Origin of the sequence: Actinomadura sp. NPDC047616 (assembly GCF_040642915.1) — a bacterium.
Taxonomy (GTDB): Bacteria; Actinomycetota; Actinomycetes; order Streptosporangiales; family Streptosporangiaceae; genus Spirillospora; species Spirillospora miaoliensis.
In genome coordinates this window covers 12560-36096 of the sequence record NZ_JBEYTB010000014.1, presented here as the reverse complement: position 1 = coordinate 36096, position 23537 = coordinate 12560, and the positions used below count along the sequence as shown (strand labels likewise).

The following is a 23537-nucleotide window of genomic DNA, read 5'->3' as shown; positions in this document are numbered from 1 at the left end:
CCACGGTGCGGGCGGCCACTGACTTCGCGTGCTGCGCCGACCGTTGTGGCGGCCCGGCATCGCCCGGAGTCGCCGGACGTCCGCATCGGTGACACGGCGTCCGGGAGCGGCGTCGGTGGATCGTCAGTGAGGAGTCAGGGGCATGTGGCCGGAATCGATCCAGCGCGGGGCGTGGCGCCCCGGGGATCGGATCCGTCCTGCCCGGCTGCCGTTCGCGGCACGCGTCGCCGTCGTCGTCGGCCTGGCCCTGGCGGGCTGGCTCGCCGCCGCGCTGCTGGCGCAGGCGGCCGACGCCGCAGTCACCGACACCGACGAGGTCACGCGCACCGAGGCGGGCGGCGAGCGCACGGCGGTCCAGCGGCACGGCCCTCGGACCGTGGAGGAGGCCCTGCGCGAGACGCCCCGCCCGATGACAGCCGCGGACGAACCGGAGACAGGCGAATCGGACACAGGCGAATCGGAGAAGGACGAGTCCGAGGCAGGCGAGCCCGAGGCGAGCGAGCCGGAGGCGGGCGAGCCGGAGGCGCCGGCCGCCGGCGGCATCCGCCGGCACCCGGTGCGGCGCGTCGCCGAGCCGGCCGCCGAGCCGCTGTCCCGCGTCATGGGGTTCACCCGGAGGGCGGGGCACGGCGACTGCCCGGTGTGCTTCCTGATGGGCCGTCGCGGCCCACTGGGCGACCGGTCCTTCTTCCGGGCCCTGGACCAGGTCACCATGAGCGCGAGCGCGGCGGCCGGGGGGCCCGCCGCCGAAGCGCGGGGCCTGCTGCGCGAAGCCAGACTGACGCTCGCACGCGTGACCATGGGTGTCTCGCATGTGGGCACGGGGGCGTTCCAGGGCGAACTGCGACCGGTGCTGGATTCCGGGACCGGCGGCATCGGCGCGGACGCGCGGATGTCACTGAACGCCCTCGAACCGCAGCCGCTGCTCTTCGGGCCGCCGATCGCCGTGATGACCCCGGCCGAGGCGGCCGCACCGCGTCCCGCCGTCACCGGGACCGTCAAGAAGGTTCCGGCGCGCCCGGACAGGGACGCGGCTCCCGCCGCGGGCGTGCGCACCGGGTTCGAGACCGGCTGGGCGGGCGACGCCGTACGGCCCGCCGCCGTCGGTCACTGCCGGTCCTGCGTGGCCGAAGGCGAGCCCATCCTGCCGCGCCACCATTCCCCCTTCACTCACCACGTCCCGGCCGACATGACGTACATGTCCGCGTCGCACCCCCAGTTGTCCGTGGCCGGAATGCTCCAGGCCCACATGTGGCGCATCCATCGCGACAGCGGTGTCACGGCCGTCCCGTACAAGGCCCTGAACGACATGATCGCGGCGGAGGATCCCGGGGCCGTCCCCGACTGAGCCGCCTCAGGGCGAGCCACCCGGGGCCGAGTGGTCCGAGCCCAGCCGTCCCACCTCGTCGTCGAGACGAACCGGCCAGGCCGACAGGGCCCGAACCGCTTCCGCGACCGTCCACAGGCGTCGCCTGCCCCGGCCCACCCGAAGACGACCTTCCCACCAGGGCGATGGTGCCCTGCACCGTTGCCGGGCGAGCGCACCTGATGCGCCGTCGCGCAAGTGCATCCATCACGAACACACAAGACAGGAGTACACAGATGCGCAACTGGACCAAGAACGTGAGCCGCGCGGCCGTGGTGGCCGCGGGCGCCGTGGCGTTGGGATCCGGCGCCTGCGTGGGGCTCGCCTCCGCCGGCGCCGCCGACGGCACCGGCGGCAAGCGCAGTGCGATCACCATCGACCAGGACCAGGTCCAGCCGGGCCGTGCCCGCGCGACGCGCCACGAGTGCGACGACATGTCCGGCCTCATGGGCAAGGCACATGGCGCGTGCGCCCTGTCGGAGGACAAGGACGACGACTGGGACCGGGACGGGTTCGACGGGGACGACGACGGCTTCGTGGGCATGTGGGGCGGCTCCAACGGGCCGATCAGCGCGTACGGCGGGGCCCTGGCGATGGTGAACATCACCAAGTCCTTCACCTACGGCGGTGGGCAGGACCACTGCTCGCGCTGTGACGACTCCTACGACGACGACTACGCTCCGGTGAAGTCGCACAAGGCCAAGCCGAAGAAGTACAAGGCGAAGAAGTACAAGGCCAAGAAGTACAAGGCCAAGCCGCGCAAGGTGAAGGCCCACAAGGCCAAGCCGCGCAAGGTGCGGTCCTACAAGGCCAGGAGCTCCCGGCCGAAGGCGCCGCACTGGTCGCGCCCGGTCAAGGTGCGCAACTACGGCTACAACAGCCCGCTGCCGTCCACCGAGCGTCACGCCGCGGACCGGTCCGGAAGGAAGTTCACGGTGCCGACCGCGTTGGGGCCCGGCCGGGGACGGGTCGGCACGTTCGTGAGCAGGCTGGTCAAGCCGGTCGCCGACGTGCGGGTCGCCGCCAAGCGTCACAACCAGGAGCAGGAGCAGGAACTCGTGGTCCGGTCGACGAACACCGACAACGCCAAGGACCAGCACGCCAAGGCACTGCGGTGAACGCGGCCGAGGCCTGACCGCCCGGCTGAACGGTGCACCGCGGGTTCGGGCCGGGCCCGCCCGCCCGCGGGTGACCACCGCGACCACAGGAACACGGAATTCGGCTCCCGTCTCGGAATTCATCCGGGACGGGAGCCGTTTTCTGTTGTCGCCGGCCCGGTCGGAATCGTGCCCCGGCGGCATGCCAGCGATCTACGAATCGCCTGGCGGTGGTCTTTCTCTCGGTCGGCCGCCGGTTGATCGCGTATTGCGGACGTGAGTTCTCCGAATGTCTCCGGAAGAAACGCCGTGCGCTCCTGCGGGCCGCACCGCCCGCCGCCCGACTATCATCGGGACGTGCATTGGTGGATTCAGCAGGCCCGCGATTCCGCGGCGGAGGCGCAGGCCGCCGACCCGTCTCCGGAGAATCTGATGGCGGCCGCCCAGGTCGAGGCGCTGGTGTCCATGGCCGAGGCATTGCACCGCATCGCCTCGGCCATTGAGAACCAGGACAGACAGGAGCACGGCCGGCTTCGCGGAGTGGACGCCGGCTGACCGCCCGTCCCGGCGAATCCCGCCGGTCGAGCCGAAGCCGTGGGGGCCGACCAGAAAAACGAAAGCCGGTGTGTTCCGGGAAATCCCGGGACACACCGGCTTTCTGGTTCGTCGGGTGGGAATGGGGCTCAGACGTCGCTGAGGGCCTTGCGGTCCAGCCTGCTGCCGTTGGAACCCGGCGCCAGCCGCGAGGGCTTGGTGACCGCCGACCGCGGCGGCATCGGCGGCTCCGCGACGGCCTCGTGCTCCATGGTCACGGGGGCGATCCGGTCGTCCTCGACCATCTGGTGGTGGGCCGGGTGGAGCCCGTGGTCGGGACGGTCCCGCAGCCGCGCCGCGGCCTGCCGCAACGCGCGCTCGCCGACCAGCCGGGTCAGCTCGAGCCCGAAGCAGTCGAGCTTGTCGGCGTCGGTCAGGTCGTCGCGGTGGCTGAGGTCGGCGGCCACCCCGCCCAGCCGCTGCGCCTCGGCCAGGTCGAACTCGCGCAGCAGGTGGCAGCACAGCTCGGTCAGCGCCGCGTGGTCCCGTTCGAACGACAGCCCCGCCAGGTCGTTGTGCGACAGCCGGCTCAACGCGCGCTTGCGCTCCAGTTCGCCGTCCAGGACCCGCAGGACGCCGTTGAGGACGGCGATGGGGCCGATGCCGATCCCCCGGTCGTGGGCGAGCGTGAACGACACGCGCAGGAGCGCGGCCGATCCGAGGCCCGCCGTCAGCACCCGCACGATCAGCAGGCTCACCGGGGGCATGGTCTCCGGCAGGCCGAACGTCCAGCCCGCCGCCGTGATCGCGATCAGCGCGATGACCGACGCGCCGGTGTTGACGAACACGTACAGCAGGCCGGCCGGGGACAGGAACGCCGCCAGGGGCCTGTCGCGGTAGCGGACGATCAGTTCGGCGCCGCCGAATCCGCTGCCGATCAGGGCGGCGAACAGCATTTCGATGATCATTTTATCCGTCCCGTCACGCCGTTCGGGCGTTCACCCGGCCGAACGCGTACTCCTCGCTCTTGCCGCGCCGCGACAGCACCGACGGGCGCTGCCGGGTCGCCGTTTCGGTGCGTTCGGCCTCCAGGAAGACCAGCAGCCATTCCGCCGGTCCGCCGGCGCGGCCGGTGTGGGCTCGTCTCGACTTCTCCCGGGCGCGCAGGAAGGCCAGCAGCCATTCGGCCGGGCCGGACGCCGCGCCGCCTCGAATTCGGTAATCCATGAGGGAAACGATTCCGTATCCGCGGCCTCCGCGTCGACTTCTTCGCGGGCGCGTCAGGTAATCCCCCGGTCAGAGTCTGCGGCGACCACTTCTCCGGAGATTCCGCGGCACAATGCGGCGCACCGGGCGATCCGCCCCGCACGGCGCCGGAATGATCTTATGAAAAGGTCGGCGACACGGTTTTACGATGACCCGCGCCGACGTCGGCGCCCGGGTAGCGTGGCACGGTGTCTCAACACCGAGTCGGCGAAGCCGGGGGCGAAATCCGCGCCCTGGCGGAAATGTTCCGGTTGGGCGCGGTGAAGAACGCGGAGATGATCCCCGAGGGGATGATGAACCGCAACTGGCGGCTGGTCACCGCGCGCGGCGTGTTCTGCCTGCGCCGGATCCTCGACGTCGACCTGCCCACCGCCCGCCGCAACCTCGCCGTGCTCGCCGCCCTGGCCGAGGACGACCTGCCCGTCCGTCCGGCGCTGCCCGCCCCCGGCGGCACCCTGGTCGCCGAGGCCGCGGGGCACGGCTACTGCGTGTTCCCATGGACCGACGGCGTCCACATTCCCGGCGTGGACCTGACCGCTCAGCAGGCCGGCGCCCTGGGCGCCCTCCTCGCCCGCCTGCACTACGCCCTCCTCCGCGCCACGGCGCCTCCTCCTGCCCCCGGGCCGCCCCCCAACGCGCTTCTCTCGCCAGCCTTCACACCGGCACCGCCCGGTCCCGTGTCGCCGAGGCCCGCATACGCGTCCGGGCCAACGCCCGGCCTCGTCCCCACGGCACCTCACCCCGCCCCCGGACCTGCGCCGTTTCATGCCGCGTCCACGCCGGTCGCCCCCGCGCCTATGTCGTCTGGCTCGACACCAGGACCCCCTGCCCCCGCCTGGCCCACGGCCGCCGACACGCCCGCGGCGTCGTCCGGCCCCCCGCCGCTCTGCTCCACGTCCGCGTCCCAACGGCGTCCGCGTCCGGTGGCGGTCGAGCCCCCCGAGCACGCGCTGGCCCGGACCGGTCACCTGCTCGACCAGATCTCCTCGATCCGCTCCCCGCAGACGGCCGACCTGACCTTCCTCGTCCACCTGCGGCGGCGCATCCACCTGCTACGGAGGTACGGCGCGCTGCGCCCTGCCCATGACCGTCCCCTCGGCCCGTACGGCTGGACGCACGGCGACCTGCGTCCCGACAACCTCCTGTGGCGCGATGCCGCGATCGCCGCCGTCATCGACTGGGACCGGCTGGCCGTGCGTCCCCAGATGGAGGAACTCGCCCGCGCCGCCCTCGCCCTGTTCACCCACGAGGACGGCGCCATCGACCTGCCCCGCGTCGCCGCCTTCACCAACGGCTACCGCTCGATCGCCCCGGTCGACGAACGCGCCCTGGCCGACTCGGTGCGCCGCGTGTGGTGGACCACCATGTGCGACAACTGGCACCTGGAGTACTACTACGGCCACTGCTGCGGCCACCCGCACCGTTCCGGCCCCGGCGCCCTCGACTGGTGGCTCAACGCCTGCGGCCGGGCGTTCGTCCGCGACTCCCGCATGCTCGACTGGTGGACGCGCCACTGGCAGGACGTCCGCGACGCCTTCGCAGGCCACCACCCCTCCACCCGCGCCCTGGCCGCCTGAGGTTCCGTGAGATCGATCGGGCTTCGGGCGGGTCTCGGGGTGCGGCCGCCGGAGGGAGCCACGGTATTTCGGGGCCGGATAGGCACGCGGATCTGAGGGCCTCGCCTGTTTTCGTGATCGGTGGTTTCTCGGCGTAGGGCTTTTAAGGGGGTTTGGTGCAGGTGAGTCCGAAGCCGTCATCGCCGATGACGCGGGCCCTCGTACCGTGGATGTGAGGGAGGGGGCCCGATGACCGAGGTATCCGGGTACGCGCCTGGGGCGCCGTGCTGGGTGGAGCTGGTCAGCCCGCAGGTCAAGGCGTCCAAGGAGTTCTACGGGGAACTGTTCGGCTGGTACGTCCACGCGTTCGCCTACGACTTCGGCGACTACTTCACGTGGTCGCTGGGCGGCCGCCGGGGGCCCATGGTCTGCGGAATGCAGCCGCTCGCCGACGAAGGGCAGCCGCCGTACTGGACGTGCCACTTCGCCGTCGACGAGCTCGGGCCCGTCACCGAGCGGGTGCGCGCGGCAGGCGGCCAGGTGCTCGTGGAGGATGTCGGAGTGGAGGACCTCGGGCGGCTCGCTCTCGCGGTCGACCCCGAGGGGGCGGGCTTCGCGCTGTGGAAAGGGGGGACCTTCCACGGCGCCGGCGTGGTCGACGAGCCCGGGTCGCTGTGCTGGATGGAACTGGCCTGCCACGACCTGGAGACCGTCCAGCGCTTCTATGGCGAGGTCCTGGGATGGACGTTCGTGCGGCGGGATCACGACGGCCTCACCTACTCCTACTGGAGGGTCGCCGACCGCTCCGTGGGCGGCATGGTCGTGCTGGACGGTCGGCTGCGGCCGCTGGACCGGCCCCAGTGGGTCCCCTATTTCGCCGTGGACGACTGCGACGCCTCCGTCACCAAGGCCACCAAGCTGGGCGCCCGTGTCGAGGTGGCCCCGCGCGACATCCGGCCCGGCCGCTACGCGTTCGTGCGCGACCCCGTGGGGACGCCCCTGGCCGTCATCCAGCCGGCCCGGTGAGTCACCAGTCGCCGCCGAGCCGGCGTTTGGCCTCGGCGATGCGGGCCTCGTCGCGCTGGTAGAAGACCCACTGCTTGATCTTCTTGCTGCGGACCAGCCCCGCCCTGGCGAGGATCTTCAGGTGCTCCCCGCAGGTGGGCTGGCTGACGCCCAGCTTCTCGGCGATGAACAGGGAGCAGACGCCGTCGCGGACCAGGTCGCCGTCGCGCTGCGGCGGGAAATGGCGTTCCGGGTCGCGCAGCCACGCCAGGATCTGCTGCCTCCGGTCGTTGGCCAGCGCTTTGAGGAGGTCCACGTCCAGCACGCACGCATCATGGCAACGGCCCCAGGACCTGTCCACACGGCCGCAGGGATCGGGGGGAGTGGGCGGCCGTCACTCCGCTCGGTGCGGTCCTGACCTTGGTCGCCGGTCCGCCGGAGCCGCCCCCTACGATGTTCTCCGGCTTGAAGGAGGGGCGCATGACAGTCAGGGACGACTTCCTCGACACGGCGGCGGCCGCCGTCCGCCTGCTGGAGGACGCGGCGGTGGCCGAACGCTGGGACGACCCCAGCGCGCTGGAGGGCATGACGGTGGGCGCGCTCGCCGCGCACCTGGCCCACCAGATCTTCCTGGTGCCCCGGCTGCTCGACGCCGGCGGCGCGGAGAACGCCGAACCGGTCTCGTTGATCGATCACTACTCCGGCCCCGAATGGGACGACGCGGACGTCCACGCCGCGCTCCGCCGCTCGTCGGCGGAGGCGGCCGAGCAGGGGGCCCGGACGCTGGCCGAACGGGCCGCCGCCACGCTGGCCGACCTGCGCGGCAGGCTGCCGTCCGAGCCCGCCGACCGCGTGGTGCCCCTGCCCTGGGCGCAGCCGCTCACCCTCGACGACCTCCTCACCACCCGCATGACGGAACTGGTCGTCCACTCCGACGACCTGGCCGTGAGCGTGGACAAGGAGGCCGCGCCTCCGCCGGCCGCCGTGGAGACGGTGATCGGCCTCCTCGCCCGGCTGTCGGCCCGCCGGCACGGTCCGACGGCCGTCCTGCGCGCCCTCAGCCGCGCCGAACGCGCCCCCGCCTCGATCTCCGCGTTCTGACCTCTCCGGCCGCCCCCGCGCGGGGGCGGCCGTTCCCATCACGGCCTTCCGGCCCCACGGACCGTCCCGTCCTCAGGGGCATCGAGCATCGGTGCTGGCGCGCCCTCGGCGCGGCGGCGGTTCGCCGCCCGTGCCGCCGGACGCGGCAATGCGGGAGATGTGCCGGGTTTCGTCCTATATGAGCATGGACGTGTCGCGCTCGCCCCGGACATCCGATCCTCGCGAGGGCGACCATCTCCGCTGTCCCCGGCTCCGCCTCCCGCGGCGGCTCGGAGCCTGAGGGGGAGGGCGCGGTCCGGCCTGGCCGGCGCGCCGTCCGGGCGCCCCGCCGGGGCATCCGGCGCGCCACGCGCCCGGCGGGCGAGAACAGCCGAATCTCCGGTATCTGTTCAGGCACATTTTCTTATTGCCGTGAACTCGTCTCGTCCCGCGTTTTCGAAATCGTGCTCATTTGCTGAGCAAGAACGAAGTAGCCGCACGCCCCGACGGTCCGGGTACCTTCGGTCGAGTAGTCGTTTCTGGTGGTCGGGACCGTGAGTCAATGGCGTCCCGAACAGGGATTGGGGGATGTGTTGGCCGCGATGCTGCGGAAATTGGGGCGCCGTCTGCTTACCCCGGACGACGCGGAGACGACCCTGGAAAAGAGGGGTTTTCACGTCAAGAACAACGACGCCAGGGAAGTGCTGGAGAGGATCGGCCGCACTTTTCTGGCGGGCTTCGGCGACGCCGTCGAGTCGGGCGCGCCGGCGGCGCTGCCCGCGCGCCTGAAGGACATCCCGCCGCGTTTTCGCGGGTTCGCCTACGAGGGCGCCGGGATGGGCTTCGCCATGGTGGACGCGCTGACCTTCTCGGGCGGCCGGCGCACCCGCGAATACCTGGCGGGCTGCGGCGACGCCCACGTCTACATGGTCTACATCGGGGTGGGCTGGGCGATGGCCAGGCTGCCCCGGTTCCGCTGGCCGAAGCTCGACCTGGATCCGATGCTGCAGTGGCTGGTGCTCGACGGCTACGGCTTCCACCAGGCGTACTTCCGGACCGAGCGGTACGTGCGGCGGCACCACCAGGACCCGAGCTTCCCCTGGCCCGCGCACGACCCGCACGGGTACGCCAACCACGCCCTCGACCAGGGCATCGGACGGGCCCTGTGGTTCGTCGGCGGCACCGACCCCGACGTGGTGGCGACGCTGATCGAGGCGTACCCCCCGGCGCGCCACTCCGACCTGTACGCCGGCGCCGGGCTGGCCGCCACGTACGCGGGCGGGGCCGACGAGGACGAGCTGCGCGGCTTCTGGAAGCGGGCCGGACGGCACCGCCCGTTCGTCGCGCAGGGCAGCGCGTTCGCGGCCGAGGCCCGGCGCCGCGCGGGCCTGGAGGTGCCGCACACCGCGGTGGCGACCGAGATCTTCTGTGACATGCCCCCGGAGCGGGCGGCGCAGGTCTGCACCGACATCCGGAGGGAGCTGGACAGGCCCGGATCAACGGCCGGGGCCGCGGGCGAGGACCGGCGGCCCCTGTTCGAGGAATGGCGGCGGCGCATCGCCGACGAGTTCGCATCCCTTGGGAGGTGCTAGTCCGTGAGTGGCTTTGGACGACTGCGCAGACAGCTGCCGGGCGTGGTGGCGCTGGTGATGGTGGTGGGGGTGTTCTTCGCCGTCCGCCTGCCGGAGGCGCCCGCGTCCGAGAAGGCGCAGACCGCCCGCGGCTACGGGTTCGAGCCGATGAGCGTCGCCCTGCCCGGCGGCGCCAAGCAGCAGACGATCCGGCGCGTCAACAAGGACTACAAGCACATCGACGCGTGGATCTCCTCGGTCGGCGCGGGGATCGCGATGAACGACCTGGACGGCGACGGGCTGTCCAACGACCTGTGCATCACCGACCCCCGCACCGACCAGGTCATCGTGACGCCGACGCCGGGCGTCCGCGCGCAGCGGTACGCGCCGTTCGCGCTGACCACCGGCGACCTGCCGATGAACGAGGCGATGGCGCCGATGGGCTGCGCCCCCGCCGACTTCAACGAGGACGGCCGCATGGACCTGCTGGTCTACATGTGGGGCCGCACGCCGATCGTGCACCTGGCCCGTCCCGACGCCAAGAAGCTGGGGCCGGACGCCTACCGGGCCACAGAGCTGGTGCCGGGCCAGGCCGGCCGCACCTACACCGGGCCGGAGTGGAACTCCAACGCCGTGGCGATCGCCGACTTCGACGGTGACGGCCACGACGACATCTACCTGGGCAACTACTTCCCGCACGGGCCCGTCCTGGACCACCGCAAGAGCGGCGGCGTGGCGATGAACAAGTCCCTGTCCAACGCCACCAACGGCGGCGAGGACTTCTTCTTCCGCTGGACGGGCGCCACGGCCGGGGCGAACCCGTCGGTGTCGTTCGAGCGGATCGACAACGCGCTGCCCAAGGACATCTCCAAGGGCTGGGTGCTGGCCGCGGGCGCCAACGACCTGGACGGCGACCAGCTGCCCGAGCTGTACATCGCCCAGGACCACGGCAAGGACGCGCTGCTGTGCAACATCTCCAAGCCCGGGAAGATCGAGTTCCAGGCCGTCCACGGCAAGCGCACCCCCGGCCAGCCCAAGTCCAAGCGGATCGGCGACGACTCGTTCAAGGGCATGGGCATCGACTTCGCCGACTTCGACCACGACGGTCTCTACGACATGTTCGTCAGCAACATCACCACGACGTTCGGCATCCAGGAGAGCAACCTGCAGTTCATGAACACGGCCAAGGACCAGGCCGACCTGCGCGCCAGGCTGGGCGCCGGCGAGGCGCCGTGGGAGGACCGCAGCACCGAGCTGGGCACCGCCTGGACGGGCTGGGCGTGGGACGTGAAAGTGGACGACTTCGCCAACTCCGGCGAGCCGGCGATCGCGCAGACCACCGGGTTCGTCAAGGGCGACGTCAACCGGTGGCCGCAGCTGCAGGAGCTGGCCGCCTCCAACGACCTGGCGCTGGACAACCCGTACTGGTGGCCGCACGTGACCAGCGGTGACGACCTGGCGGGCAGCCAGCGGCTGGCGTTCTTCGTCAAGGACGGGGACGGCAAGTACCAGAACGTGGCGCGGACGCTCGGACTGGCCGTCCCGGTGCCCACGCGCGGCATCGCGGTCGGCGACGCCGACGGCGACGGACGCCTGGACATGGCCGTCGCCCGGCAGTGGGACGAACCCGTCTTCTACAAGAACACCGGCACGTCCAACGGCAAGTACCTGTCACTGAAGCTGCTGCGCGACACCGAGCCCACCCCCGGCTCGCTGCCCGCGGCCGGTTCCCCGGTGGTCGACGCGCAGGTGAAGGTGACCACCCGCGACGGCCGCACGCACCTGGCCCGCGTCGACGGCGGCAGCGGCCACTCCGGCAAGCGCAGCAACGAGGTGCACGTCGGTCTCGGTCCGAACGTCACCGGGCCGGTCAAGGTGACGCTGTGCTGGCGCGACCGCTCCGGCCAGGTGCGCAAGCAGGAACTTCAGCTCGACCCGGGCCGCCACACGCTGCTGCTCGGCTCCCAGGCCAAGGAGAGGTGACCATGTCCTCGACGATGTCCGCGGCCGCGACCGCACCGACCCCGCCGGCGCCGGCCGCGCCCGCGCCACGGCACGATCCCAAGGTCGTCATCGCGCTGCGCAACTTCGCCATCTCGATGTCGGTGTTCAACATCTTCGGCTACACGGTCCTGGGCTTCGAGCAGCCGTGGATCTGGCCGTTCATCGCGCTGGCCACCGGCTACACGTTCGAGATCTTCCTGGAGGTCATCGGGGCCCGCGTCGAGGGACGCCGGCCGCGCTTCCTCGGCAACGGCTGGCGCGGGGTCATGGAGTTCCTCTACCCCGCGCACATCACGGCGCTGGCCATGAACATGCTGATCTACGTCAACGACCAGGTGTGGGTCATGGTCTTCGGGGTCATGGTCGCGGTCGGCGCCAAGTGGGTGCTGCGGGCCCCGGTGCGCGGGCGGATGCGGCACTACATGAACCCGTCCAACTTCGGCATCACCGTGATCCTGCTGGTGTTCCCGTGGGCGAGCATCGCGCCGCCGTACCAGTTCACCGAGCGGTTCCACGAGCCGGTCGACTGGCTCGTCCCGGCGATCATCCTGTCCGCGGGCACCATGCTCAACGCCAAGCTGACCGGCCGGATGCCGCTGATCATGGGCTGGCTGTCGCTGTACGTGGTGCAGGCCGTGGTGCGCGGCTGGCTGCTGGACACCTCGATCCCGGCCGCGCTGATCATGATGACCGGCGTCGCGTTCGTGCTCTACACCAACTACATGGTGACCGACCCGGGCACCACCCCGTCGCATCCGGCCGCGCAGTTCGCCTTCGGCGGCGGCATCGCGGTCGTGTACGGCGTCCTCACCGGCATGAGCATCGCCTACGGCCTGTTCTTCGCCACCGCGATCGTCTGCCTGGTCCGCGGCCTCTACCACTGGTCGCTGCACTTCGCCGGTAAGGCGCGCGAGCAGCGCGCCGCCGCCGAGGCCGCCACCACCGACGCCGCCGTCAACGGCAAGGCCGACACGGCCCACCCCGAGACCCGGAAGAAGGTCGTCCCAGCATGAGCAGCGGTACCAGGCTGGCGGTCGTCGGAATGGCGTGCCGTTATCCGGACGCCGCGTCGCCGGCGGAGCTCTGGGAGAACGTCCTGGCGGGACGGCGCGCGTTCCGGCGGCTGCCCGACGAGCGGATGCGGCTGGAGGACTACTGGGACGCCGACCCGTCCGCCCCCGACCGTTTCTACGCGCGCAAGGCCGCCGTCATCGAGGGCTACGAGTTCGACCGGGTGGCGCACCGGGTCGCCGGGAGCACCTACCGGTCCACCGACCTGACGCACTGGCTGGCGCTGGACGTGGCGGGCGACGCCCTGGCCGACGCGGGGTTCCCCGACGCCGAGGGGCTGCCCCGCGAACGCACCGGCGTGATCGTCGGCAACACGCTGACCGGCGAGTTCACCCGCGCGAACCTGATGCGGCTGCGCTGGCCGTACGTGCGGCGCGTCGTCGCGGCCATGCTCAAGGAGCGCGACGGCTGGGACGACGACCGGCTCGGCGTCTTCCTGGAGGACCTGGAGCGCGTCTACAAGGACCCGTTCCCGGCCGTCGACGAGGACACCCTCGCCGGGGGCCTGTCCAACACGATCGCCGGGCGCATCTGCAACCACTTCGACCTCAAGGGCGGCGGCTACACCGTCGACGGGGCCTGCTCGTCGTCGCTGCTGTCGGTGACGACCGCGTGCCGGTCGCTGCTGGCGGGCGACGTGGACGTGGCCGTCGCGGGCGGCGTCGACCTGTCCATCGACCCGTTCGAGATCGTGGGGTTCGCCAAGACCGGGGCGCTGGCCCGGGAGGAGATGCGGCTCTACGACCGCCGCTCCAACGGCTTCTGGCCGGGCGAGGGCTGCGGGATGGTCGTGCTGATGCGCGAGGACGACGCCCGCGCCCAGGGCCGGCGGATCTACACGACCGTGGCCGGGTGGGGGATCTCCTCCGACGGCCAGGGCGGCATCACCCGTCCCGAGGTCAGCGGCTACCGGCTGGCGCTGCGCCGCGCGTACGAGCGGGCCGGGTTCGGCATCGACACCGTGCCGCTGTTCGAGGGGCACGGCACCGGCACGGAGGTCGGCGACGCGACCGAGCTGCGGGCGCTGTCGCAGGCCCGCCGGGACGCCCGCGCCGGCGTGGAGCCCGCCGCGATCAGCTCCATCAAGGGGATGATCGGGCACACCAAGGCCGCCGCGGGGGTGGCCGGGTTCATCAAGGCCGCGATGGCGGTGCACCACGGGATGCTGCCCCCGACGACCGGCTGCACCGACCCGCACCCGGTGCTGCAGGAGGATCCGGTGGCGCTGCGGGTGCTGCGCAAGGCCGAGCCGTGGCCGGCGCAGGCGCCGCCGCGCGCGGGCATCACCGCGATGGGCTTCGGCGGCATCAACACCCACGTCGTGCTGGAGGGCCTGGACGGCGCCGGGCCGCGGCGGCGCAGGCCGGTGGACGCCCGGACCAGGGCGCTGGCGTCCTCGCCGCAGGACGTGGAGCTGCTGGTGGTCGACGGCGACACGCCGCAGGCCCTGCGCGACCGCCTCACCGAGCTGGTGGAGTTCGTGCCGCGCCTGTCGTACGCGCAGCTCGGCGACCTGGCCGCCACCCTGCACCGGGAGCTGCGCGACCGGCGGCACCGCGCCGCCGTCGTGGTGTCCTCGCCGGAGGACGCCGAGCGCAGGCTGCGGCAGGTGCTGGACGCCCTGGAGGCGGGGGAGACGACCCTGTCGTCCCCCGACGCCCGCACCTTCCTCGGCCGGGTCGGCGGGATCGGCCGGGTCGGCTTCCTGTTCCCCGGGCAGGGGTCGGGCACCGGCACCGGCGGGGGCGCGCTGCGCCGCCGCTTCGCCGAGGTCGAGGAGGTGTACGAGCGGGCGGCGCTGCCCGCCGACGGCGACATGGTGGCCACGGCGGTGGCCCAGCCGCGCATCGTCACCGGGTCGGTGGCGGGCCTGCGCGCCATGTCCCTGCTGGGGCTGGACGCCGAGGTCGCGGTCGGGCACAGCCTCGGGGAGATCTCCGCCCTGCACTGGGCGGGCGCGATGGACGAGGAGACCCTGCTGCGGGTGGCCCGCGTGCGCGGCGCCGCGATGACCGAGCGCAGCGAGCCCGGCGGCATGATCGGGGTGACCGCCCCGGTCGGCACGACGACGGCGCTGACGGCGGACCTGCCCGTCGTGGTCGCCGGGTACAACGGCCCCGGCCAGACCGTCCTGGCCGGGCCGGTGGACGCGCTGCAGGAGGCCGGCCGCGCCGCCGACCGGGCCGGGGTGAGCTGGGTCCGCCTGCCGGTGTCGCACGCCTTCCACTCGCCGCTGGTCGCCCCCGCCGCCGACGCGCTCGCGGCGGGCCTGGCCGGCGAACGGTTCGGCGCGGTGACACGGCGGGTGGTGTCCACGGTGACCGGCGCGGACCTGGCGCCGGACACCGACCTGACCGCCCATCTGCGGCGGCAGATCACCGACCCGGTGCTGTTCGCGCAGGCGGTGGAGCTGGCCGCCAAGGACATCGACCTGCTGGTGGAGGTCGGTCCCGGGCGCGTGCTGAGCCGTCTGGCGGCGGGCATCGTCGACGTGCCGGCGCTCGCCCTGGACACCGACGACGAGTCGCTGCGAGGACTGCTCGGCGTGGCCGCGGCCGCGTTCGTCACCGGTGTCCCGGTGCGGCTGGACGCGCTGTTCCACGGCAGGCTCGTCCGGCCGCTGGAGGTCGGCGCCGAGTTCTCGTTCTTCGCCAGCCCGTGCGAGGCGGCGCCGACGGTGGACCTGGTCGCCCCCGCGCGGCCCGCCGACCCCGCGTCGCCGGACGCCGCGGACGGCGACGCCGCCACGGGCACGGGCGCGGAGTCGGAGGAACCCGGCATCGAGCTGCTGCGGCGCCTGCTGGCCGAACGGGTCGAACTGCCGCCCGAGACCGTCGCCGACGACAGCCGCCCCCTGGACGACCTGCACCTGAGCTCCATCACGGTCGGGCAGGTCATGAACCAGGCGGCGCGGCTGCGGGGCCTGCCGGTGACGCAGGCGCCGACGAACTTCGCCACGGCCACCGTGCGGGAACTCGCCGACGCCCTGGACACCCTGGCCGAGACCGCGCGGTCGGGGGACGCCGACCGGGCGCCCGTGGTCGCCGGGGCCGCCGCGTGGGCCCGCTCGTTCGTCGTCGACCTCGCCGAGGAGCCGCTGACGGGCCGTCCCGTGACCGCCGAGGCCGTTCCCGGCCAGGCGCCGATCCCGGCCGACCTGCCGGTCACCCCCGAGGCGGGACCGTGGGAGGTGCACGCCACCGGCGGGCATCCGCTCGCCGAGCCGCTGCGCCGGGCGCTGGAGCGCGCCGGCCTCGGCACCGGCGTGCTGGTGTGCCTGCCCCGCGACTGCACCGAGGAGCAGCTGAAACCGGCGCTGGAGGGCGCGCAGCGCGCGTTGCGCGGCCGGCCGGGCAGCCGCTTCGTCCTGGTGCAGGACGGGCACGGCGCGTCGGCGCTGGCCAGGACGCTGCGGCAGGAGGCGCCCGCGCTGCACGTCACCGTCGTGCACACCCCGTTCACCGGCGACGCGGTGGACCGCGTGGTGGCGGAGGTCGCCGCGACGTCCGGGTTCAGCGAGGCGCACTACGACGCCGAGGGCGTCCGGCGCGTCCCCACGCTGCGGGCGATGCCGGTGCGCGCGGCGCGTGCCGTCCCGGCGCTGGACGCCTCGGACGTGCTGCTGGTGACCGGCGGAGGCAAGGGCATCACCGCCGAGTGCGCCCTGGCCGTCGCCGCCGACACCGGCGCCGCCCTGGCGCTGCTCGGCCGGTCCGACCCCGCCGAGGACGAGGAGCTGGCGGCCAACCTGCGGCGGATGGCCGACGCCGGGGTACGGGTGCGCTACGCGCGCGCCGACGTCACCGACCCCGCCCAGGTCGGCGCCGCCGTCGAGGAGCTGACCGGCGCGCTCGGGCCCGTCACCGCCGTGCTGCACGGCTCGGGCCGCAACGAGCCGGGCGGCCTGGCCGGGCTGGACATGGAGGCGTTCCGGCGCACCCTCGCCCCCAAGATCGACGGGCTGCGGGCGGTGCTGGACGCCGTCGCGCCGGAACGGCTCAAGCTGCTGGTGACGTTCGGCAGCATCATCGGCCGGGCCGGGCTGCGCGGCGAGGCGCACTACGCCACCGCCAACGAACGGCTCGCCGACCTCACCCGCGAGTTCGCCGCCCGGCACCCCGGCTGCCGGACGGTCTGCATGGAGTGGTCGGTGTGGTCGGGCGTCGGCATGGGCGAGCGGCTGTCGGTCGTCGAGGGCCTGGAGCGCGACGGCATCACCGCGATCACCCCCGACCAGGGCATCGAGATCATGCGGCGGCTGGTCGCCGACCCGGACGTGCCGCCGGTGGTGGTGATCAGCGGCCGGACCGGCACCATCGACACCGTCCGGCACGACCGCCCCGAGCTGCCGCTGCTGCGGTTCGTGGACCGTCCCCTGGTCCACTACCACGGCGTCGAGCTGGTCACCGAGGTGGAGCTGAACGCCGGCTCCGACCCGTACCTGGCCGACCATCTGCTCGACGGGAACCTGCTGTTCCCCGCCGTGATCGGGATGGAGGCCATGGCGCAGGCCGCCGCGGCGGTCACCGGACGGCAGGACCCGCCGGTCATCGAGGGCGCCGAGTTCCAGCGGCCCATCGTCGTGCCGCCGCAGGGCAGCACGACCGTCCGCGTCGCCGCCACGGTCGTCGACGACGACGCGGTGCGGGTGGCGATCCGCAGCTCCGAGACCGGGTTCGCGGCCGACCACTTCACCGCGCGGCTGGTGTACTCCGGCGCCCGGCCGCCCGCCGGGCCGCCCGAGCAGGTCGGCGACGAGTTGCCTGCAGTGTCCCTGGACCCGGCCGCCGAGCTGTACGGCAGCGTGCTGTTCCAGGGCGCCCGGTTCCAGCGGCTGCGCGGCTACCACCGGGCCGCCGCCCGCCACGTCGACGCCGACGTGGCCGCCGAGCCGGCGCAGGGCTGGTTCGCCGCGTTTCTGCCCGGCGCGATGCTGCTCGCCGACCCGGGCATGCGGGACGCGCTCATGCACGGCAACCAGGTGTGCGTCCCCGACGCGACGCTGCTGCCGTCCGGCATCGAACGGGTGCACCCGGCGGGCCCGGACGTCACCGGCGACCTGCGCTACTGCGCCACCGAACGGGAACGCGACGGCGACACCTACGTCTACGACATCGCCGTGCGCGACGCCACCGGCGCCGTCGTCGAACGGTGGGACGGCCTGCGCCTGCGCGCCGTGCGCAAGGGCGACGGCCGCGGCCCCTGGGCGGTCCCGCTGCTCGGCCCCTACCTGGAACGCGAGGTGGAGGACCGGATCGGCGTGCGCGTGGCGGCGGCCGTCGAACCGGACGACGGATCGGGCGGCTCGGACGGCGGGTCGGGCGGCGGCGTCGAGGGACGCCGGGCCGCGACCGCGCTGGCGGCCGGGCGGGCGCTCGGGCACCCGGCGGAGATCCGGTACCGGCCGGACGGACGCCCCGAACTCGGCGACGGCCGCACCATCTCGGCGTCCCACGGCGCCGGGGTCACCCTCTGCGTCGTCGCCGACGGCACCGCCGCCTGCGACGTCGAGACGGTGACCGGGCGCTCGGAGACCGACTGGGACGGGCTGCTCGGACGGCACGCCGCGCTGGCCGGGCTGCTCGCCGCCGAGACCGGCGACGACCGCGACACCGCCGCCACCCGCGTCTGGTCGGCGGTCGAGTGCCTGCGCAAGGCCGGGCTGCCCGCCGACGCCCCGCTGGCCCTCGCGCCGGGACGGGCGGGCGCGGACGCCTGGACCGTCCTGGCCTCCGGCTCCCTGCGCGTCGCGACGCTCGCCACCACCCTGCGGGACCGCCCCGGGCGGACGGTCCTCGCTGTCCTCGCGGAAGGACGGACCTGAGCATGCCCGACACGACCACGCCCCCGACCATGCCCCCCACGAACACGCCCGCCACCAACATGGACGACCACGACTACTACGAGTACCGGCACACCGTCGGCTTCGAGGAGACCAACCTCGTCGGCAACGTCTACTACGTCAACTACGTGCGCTGGCAGGGCCGCTGCCGCGAGCTGTTCCTCAAGGAGCGCGCCCCGCAGGTGCTGGCCGAGCTGCGGGACGACCTGAAGCTGTTCACCCTGAAGGTCGACTGCGAGTTCTACGCCGAGATCACCGCGTTCGACGAGCTGTCCATCCGGATGCGGCTGATCGAGCTGGCGCAGACCCAGCTGGAGTTCGGCTTCGACTACGTGCGGCTCGACCCCGGCGGCCTGGAGACCCTGGTCGCCCGGGGCCGCCAGCGGGTGGCGTGCATGCGCGGCCCCAACACCCGCACCGCCCCCGCGCGCGTCCCCGAGTCGCTCGTGCGGGCCCTGGCGCCGTACACGCCGCAGCCGCGGGTCAAGCTCGGGAGCGCGATGTGAGCATCCATTCCAGGGCAACCGGACCCGCGGCCACCGCTGCCGACGCCGTCGACGCGCCGGACCCGCGGCTGCTGCGGCGGACGCTGGGCGAGTTCGCCACGGGCGTCACCGTGGTCACCGTCGGCGGCGGCACGCCGCACGCCATGACGGCCAACTCCTTCACCTCGGTGTCGCTGGACCCGCCGCTGGTGCTGGTCTGCATCGGCCACCAGGCCGTCATGCACCGGCGGCTGAGCACCGGCTACTTCGGCGTCTCGGTGCTGGCCGCGCACCAGGAGGAGATCGCGCGGTACTTCGCCGACCTGTCCCGGCCGCTCGGCGCCGCCCAGTTCGAGGGCGTCGACTGCGACATCGGCCCGCAGGCGGGGGTCCCGCTGATCGGCGGCGCCCTGGCCCGGTTCGAGTGCCAGGTGTGGAACGTGCACGACGCAGGAGATCACACGATCTTCCTCGGCCGGGTGCTGTCGATGGACCGGCCCGGCGCCGGCCGCCCCGAGGCGCTGCTGTTCTACCAGGGCCGCTTCCACCGGCTCGGGCCGGACGCCGTCCCCGCACCGGACGCCGTCCCCGGCCCGGACGCCGGCGAGGTGACGTCATGACCGCCACCGGCAGGAGCACCGGCTCCCGGCGCGCGACCCCCGCGCGCCGGGAGCCCCCCGGGCCCTCGTGGACCGCGACCCCCGGGCTGCTGCGCAGGCTCGCGCTGGACCGGCTCGGCCTGATGACCACGGCCGCCGCGCACGGCGACGCGGTGCGCCTGGCCATCGGGCCGCGCCGGCTCTACTTCTTCAACCACCCCGACCACGCCAAGCACGTGCTGGCCGACAACAGCGGCAACTACCACAAGGGGATCGGGCTGGTCCAGGCCCGCCGGGCCCTCGGCGACGGGCTGCTGACCAGCGAGGGCGAGCTGTGGCGCGAGCAGCGCCGCACCGTGCAGCCCGCCTTCCAGCACAAGCGCATCGCCATGCGGGCCGGCGCCATCGTCGACGAGGCGGCCGGGCTGGTCGCACGGCTGCGGGCCCGCGCGGGCGGGGGACCGGTCGACGTCGTCCACGAGATGACCGGGCTCACGCTCGGCGTCCTCGGCCGCACCCTGCTGGACGCCGACCTCAGCGCCTACGGGTCGATCGGCGCGTCGTTCGAGGCCGTCCAGGACCAGGCCATGTTCGAGATGGTCACCCAGGGGGCGGTGCCCACGTGGCTGCCGCTGCCCGGGCAGCTGCGGTTCCGGCGGGCCCGGCGCGAGCTGGAACGGGTGGTCGCCGACCTGGTCGCCGGACGCGGCGCGCGCGCCGACGAGGGCGACGACGCCCTGTCCCGGCTCATCGTGTCGGTCCGGAGGGAGAGCGACCCCGCCGTCGGGCGCCGCCGGCTGCGCGACGAGCTGGTGACGCTGCTGCTGGCCGGGCACGAGACGACGGCCAGCACCCTGGGGTGGACGTTCCACCTGCTCGACCGGAATCCGGCGGTGCTGGAACGGCTGCGCGCCGAGGCCGTCGACGTGCTCGGCGACCGGCGTCCCGAGCTGGACGACCTGAACCGGCTGACGTACACGGCCATGGTGCTGCAGGAGGCCATGCGCCTGTACCCGCCGGTGTGGATTCTCACCCGCGTGGCCCAGGCCGAGGACGACGTCGGCGGCTACCGGGTGCCGGCCGGTTCCGACGTGCTGGTGTCCCCGTACGCGCTGCACCGCCATCCCGCCTTCTGGGAGGCGCCCGACGTCTTCGACCCGGACCGCTTCGCCCCGGAGCGTTCGCAGGACCGGCCCCGCTACGCCTACATCCCGTTCGGCGCCGGGCCCCGGTTCTGCGTGGGCAGCCACCTGGGGATGATGGAGGCCACCTTCGTCCTGGCCATGGTGGTGCGGGAGCTGCGGCTCACCCACGCGCCCGGCCACCGCGTCGTCCCGGAGCCGATGCTGTCGCTGCGCATCCGCGGCGGCCTGAAGATGAACGTCACGACGATCTGACAGCCGCCCGGAGGCCGCGTGCCTCCGGGCGTCCCTATGCCCCGGCGCCGGGTCACCGCCCGGCCGGGCCCACAAAAAGGCCCCGGGCCGGTGATTTTCACCGGCCCGGGGCCTTTGCGTACGCGGTGGCGCGGCGGGCGGTCAGCTCGCGGTGGCGCTCAGCGCGACCCGGCGGGTGTCCAGCAGCGCCAGCAGCACCGGCGGGTCGAGGGTCCGCATGGGCCGCAGCCCGATGCGCACCGGCCGCAGCAGGTGCCCGTGCCGGACGGTGAGCGGCCCGTGCACGGCGACGGTCGGCGGCGTCTCACCGATGACGTACTCCTCACCGGGGACCACCGACTGCGCCAGCAGGTACCAGTCGCCCTCGGGCACGTTGTCGAGCCGGAACGGTCCGGGGCCGCCGAGCACCGTACATCGGGCCGGCCGTCCCTGCGGGATGGTGTCCGGGAAGAGCCCGATGAAGATCGTCCCCTCCGCGCCGTCCCCGTCCCCGTCGCCGTCGTCCTGCTGGAACACCTCCCCGTGGATGCTCATCGAGTGCGCCGACGAGCGGTGGGTGTCGACCGGGATGCTGGGGGCGAAGCCGCGCAGCTGCCGGTAGGCGGTCGGGGACAGGCCCACGCTGCTCTTGAACCGCGAGCTGAACGTGCCGACGCTGCTGTAGCCGACCTTGTGGCTGATCTCGGTCACGCTGAGGGAGGTCGACAGCAGCAGCCGTTTGGCCTCCTGCAGCCGGACCGCCGACAGGAATCGGCCGGGCGACACCCCGGTGGCCCGCTGGAATATGCGGGTGAAATGGAACTTGCTGAACATCGCGGTCCGCGCCATATCGTCGATGGTGATGGGCTCGCTGATGTTCTGGTGAATGCTGTCGATGACTCGCTGGACGCTTTCTTCCGCGTGGCCACCCATGGTCTTCTCCGTCACATGCGTCGACTCGGGCTGAATGGGGAGCGGGCCTCGTTGAGCAGTGCGGCCGTGAATTCGCGATTGCGGGGGCTTGGCTGACCGGGAGTCAGCATATCAAATAATCTGCCGAAGTCCCCGGTGCGTTGAACGCCCGGGATAACGTGTTTATCGGGTCACCGTCCGTAAAATGCGGTGCGTGTCGCCTGGTCGGAAAATGGTTGCGCGCAATGCGGTGGCGGTGCGCGGGCCGCGGCACCGCATATTGTTAAGCCGATTCGCAAATGTACGCCGGCCCGGACACGACGAACCCGATGGCCTGTCCGCCGGCCATCGGGGTGCGTTCGAGGGGGCGGGCGCGGTGCGGCGCCCACGCGGCGGTGCGCGCCGCTCTCAGGGGGAGGGGTTCGCCCGCTCTTCGAGGGCGTCGGCGAAACGCTCCCAGCTGTCGGCGCACTGGCGGGCGATGAGGGCGATGGTGGTCAGGCGGTGCGGCGGTATCGCGTCGACGAGCACGTACCAGTCCGCGACCGTCAGCGACCGGGTGTTCAGCAGCTGCAGCAGCCTGCGGCCCAGCACGCTCTGGCGCAGGGAGGGGTCCTTGGTGAGCTGCTGGAGGAGCGGGGACAGGTCGACCGGCGCGTCCTGTCCCTCCTCCGCCTTCGCCGGGGGCGCCGTCGCGTCGCGCGCCGTGGTGTCGATGCGCACCTTCTCCAGCGCCTCGTCCCGCGGCCGCCGGGCCGCCTCGGCGGCGCGGCGCAGCCCCGCCGGCACCGGGTCCTGGCCCTCGCGCATCCTGCGCCGCACGTCATGGGCGGTTCCCACGGACACCCCGGCGATCCGCGCGATCTCGCGCAGCGGGGCGTCGGGGCGGCGGTCGATGACCTGGGCGGCGCGCAGCCTGCCGTCCACCCCGCTCATCGGCCTGGTCCTGCCGTCGACGCCGGTTCTGGCGTTCAACTCCGGACCATCCGCGGTCGAACGCTGACGCAGCGCCGCGACGGTCTTGGCCGCCAGCCCGGCGCGCTGCCCGATCGCCCGGTCGGACCAGTGCGGGCGGGCGGCCAGGATGCGCAGGGCCGCCGCCTTGCGGTCGGCCAGCGGCAGCGGCAGCCCGTGCCGGGTGTTCTCCGCCACCGCCCGGATGAAGGCGTCCTCCTCGTCGCCGTAAAAGAATTCGACCTCGATTTCCTGGCGGCCGCCGAGTGCGGCGGCCCGCAGCCGGTGCACGCCGTCGATGATGCGCAGCGTCGAATGGTGCACGAGAATGGGCGGCAGGCGCTCCTCGGTCTGGTGCAGGCGGTGCACGTGTTCCTCGTCGACGTCGCGCCGTATGGCGAAGTCGCCGCGCAGTTCCGAGATCGCCAGGACGGCGGCCGTCGGGGCGGGGGCGGAGGGCGTGGGCGCCGGCGGACTTTCGGGATCAGCTGCACGCGTGCTGGTGGACCACAGACTGTGAATCCGCTTCACTTGATCTCTCGTCCCCCGTTCGTCGCAGCGTTGCCCAGGGAGCGCTGAGCCGCCGGTGCCCTCCGACGACCCGACTGGGGCGATCAAGTCCAAAAGATACCCGCGGTCCGGCTTTTGGCAATACTTCGGTGATGCTGGACCGGGCCAAGGAGGGTGTCCGACGCGTTACACACGGTGTCGATGTGGGCCGTGTGGTGCGCCGGGACGCGGAGGAAACGGGCGTCATGCCGTCACGTGGCCGAAAGAGGCAGTGACAGTTGCGTTTCCTCCCGTTGACAACGTGTCCGG

18 protein-coding genes are annotated in these 23537 nt (G+C 73.0%); 13 read left to right on the top strand and 5 right to left on the bottom strand.

Annotated features, from left to right (window positions below):
• Nucleotides 1–142: 142 nt before the first annotated feature.
• The 3 genes from ABZ801_RS29355 to ABZ801_RS29345 all read left to right on the top strand — a co-directional run bounded on the left by ABZ801_RS29355 (nucleotide 143) and on the right by ABZ801_RS29345 (nucleotide 3018).
• Nucleotides 143–1348 (top strand): hypothetical protein, encoded by a 1206-nt coding sequence (locus ABZ801_RS29355; protein ID WP_360703793.1) that lies wholly within the window; start codon nucleotides 143–145, stop codon nucleotides 1346–1348.
• A gap of 254 nt (nucleotides 1349–1602) precedes the next feature.
• On the top strand, nucleotides 1603–2484 hold the full coding sequence (locus ABZ801_RS29350; RefSeq protein ID WP_360703791.1) for a hypothetical protein: 882 nt from the start codon (nucleotides 1603–1605) through the stop codon (nucleotides 2482–2484).
• A 336-nt stretch (nucleotides 2485–2820) separates the two neighbouring features.
• On the top strand, nucleotides 2821–3018 hold the full coding sequence (locus tag ABZ801_RS29345; protein WP_344954751.1) for a hypothetical protein: 198 nt from the start codon (nucleotides 2821–2823) through the stop codon (nucleotides 3016–3018).
• A 128-nt stretch (nucleotides 3019–3146) separates the two neighbouring features.
• On the opposite strand, the gene ABZ801_RS29340 is transcribed toward ABZ801_RS29345, so the two are convergent.
• Together ABZ801_RS29340 and ABZ801_RS29335 are read right to left on the bottom strand one after the other, a co-directional pair.
• Entirely contained in the window at nucleotides 3147–3965 is an 819-nt protein-coding gene (locus ABZ801_RS29340) for a hypothetical protein (protein WP_344954753.1), read from the bottom strand.
• Between the two features lie 13 nt (nucleotides 3966–3978).
• Nucleotides 3979–4224 carry a hypothetical protein gene (locus tag ABZ801_RS29335; RefSeq protein WP_344954754.1) on the bottom strand — a complete coding sequence of 82 codons (246 nt, stop codon included), beginning with the start codon at nucleotides 4222–4224 and terminating at the stop codon, nucleotides 3979–3981.
• Nucleotides 4225–4451: 227 nt separating this feature from the next.
• Here ABZ801_RS29335 and ABZ801_RS29330 point away from each other — a divergent pair, with 227 nt between their 5' ends.
• Nucleotides 4452–5840 carry a phosphotransferase gene (locus tag ABZ801_RS29330; RefSeq protein WP_360703786.1) on the top strand — a complete coding sequence of 463 codons (1389 nt, stop codon included), beginning with the start codon at nucleotides 4452–4454 and terminating at the stop codon, nucleotides 5838–5840.
• Nucleotides 5841–6068: 228 nt separating this feature from the next.
• Nucleotides 6069–6845 carry a VOC family protein gene (locus ABZ801_RS29325; protein ID WP_344954758.1) on the top strand — a complete coding sequence of 259 codons (777 nt, stop codon included), beginning with the start codon at nucleotides 6069–6071 and terminating at the stop codon, nucleotides 6843–6845.
• A gap of 1 nt (nucleotide 6846) precedes the next feature.
• Here ABZ801_RS29325 and ABZ801_RS29320 read toward each other — a convergent pair whose 3' ends face one another.
• Nucleotides 6847–7149 carry a helix-turn-helix domain-containing protein gene (locus ABZ801_RS29320; protein WP_360703783.1) on the bottom strand — a complete coding sequence of 101 codons (303 nt, stop codon included), beginning with the start codon at nucleotides 7147–7149 and terminating at the stop codon, nucleotides 6847–6849.
• A gap of 155 nt (nucleotides 7150–7304) precedes the next feature.
• On the opposite strand from ABZ801_RS29320, the gene ABZ801_RS29315 reads away from it, so the two are divergent.
• The 8 genes from ABZ801_RS29315 (at nucleotide 7305) to ABZ801_RS29280 (ending at nucleotide 20873) form a co-directional block, all read left to right on the top strand.
• Nucleotides 7305–7925: a maleylpyruvate isomerase N-terminal domain-containing protein gene (locus ABZ801_RS29315; RefSeq protein ID WP_360703780.1), complete on the top strand. Its 621-nt coding sequence runs from the start codon at nucleotides 7305–7307 to the stop codon at nucleotides 7923–7925.
• A 593-nt stretch (nucleotides 7926–8518) separates the two neighbouring features.
• Nucleotides 8519–9496: a DUF1702 family protein gene (locus tag ABZ801_RS29310; RefSeq protein ID WP_360703777.1), complete on the top strand. Its 978-nt coding sequence runs from the start codon at nucleotides 8519–8521 to the stop codon at nucleotides 9494–9496.
• Nucleotides 9497–9499: 3 nt separating this feature from the next.
• A complete protein-coding gene (locus tag ABZ801_RS29305) occupies nucleotides 9500–11458 on the top strand; it encodes a CRTAC1 family protein (RefSeq protein ID WP_360703774.1) in 1959 nt (652 codons plus the stop codon).
• Nucleotides 11459–11460: 2 nt separating this feature from the next.
• On the top strand, nucleotides 11461–12492 hold the full coding sequence (locus ABZ801_RS29300) for an enediyne biosynthesis protein (RefSeq protein ID WP_360703771.1): 1032 nt from the start codon (nucleotides 11461–11463) through the stop codon (nucleotides 12490–12492).
• On the top strand, nucleotides 12489–18374 hold the full coding sequence (locus ABZ801_RS29295; protein ID WP_360703768.1) for a type I polyketide synthase: 5886 nt from the start codon (nucleotides 12489–12491) through the stop codon (nucleotides 18372–18374). Before ABZ801_RS29300 ends, ABZ801_RS29295 begins: the two co-directional genes overlap by 4 nt.
• Nucleotides 18375–18376: 2 nt before the next feature.
• Nucleotides 18377–18898: an acyl-CoA thioesterase gene (locus ABZ801_RS29290; protein ID WP_360703765.1), complete on the top strand. Its 522-nt coding sequence runs from the start codon at nucleotides 18377–18379 to the stop codon at nucleotides 18896–18898.
• Nucleotides 18895–19497, top strand: coding sequence for a flavin reductase family protein (locus ABZ801_RS29285; protein WP_360703762.1), 603 nt, complete (start codon nucleotides 18895–18897; stop codon nucleotides 19495–19497). Before ABZ801_RS29290 ends, ABZ801_RS29285 begins: the two co-directional genes overlap by 4 nt.
• A complete protein-coding gene (locus ABZ801_RS29280) occupies nucleotides 19494–20873 on the top strand; it encodes a cytochrome P450 (RefSeq protein WP_360703759.1) in 1380 nt (459 codons plus the stop codon). The genes ABZ801_RS29285 and ABZ801_RS29280 overlap by 4 nt, the downstream gene beginning before the upstream one ends.
• 141 nt (nucleotides 20874–21014) lie before the next feature.
• Here ABZ801_RS29280 and ABZ801_RS29275 read toward each other — a convergent pair whose 3' ends face one another.
• Nucleotides 21015–21785, bottom strand: a complete 771-nt coding sequence (locus ABZ801_RS29275) for an AraC family transcriptional regulator (RefSeq protein ID WP_344954778.1) — start codon at nucleotides 21783–21785, stop codon at nucleotides 21015–21017.
• 387 nt (nucleotides 21786–22172) lie between these two features.
• Nucleotides 22173–23249: a ParB N-terminal domain-containing protein gene (locus ABZ801_RS29270; RefSeq protein ID WP_360703754.1), complete on the bottom strand. Its 1077-nt coding sequence runs from the start codon at nucleotides 23247–23249 to the stop codon at nucleotides 22173–22175.
• Between the last annotated feature and the right edge of the window lie 288 nt (nucleotides 23250–23537).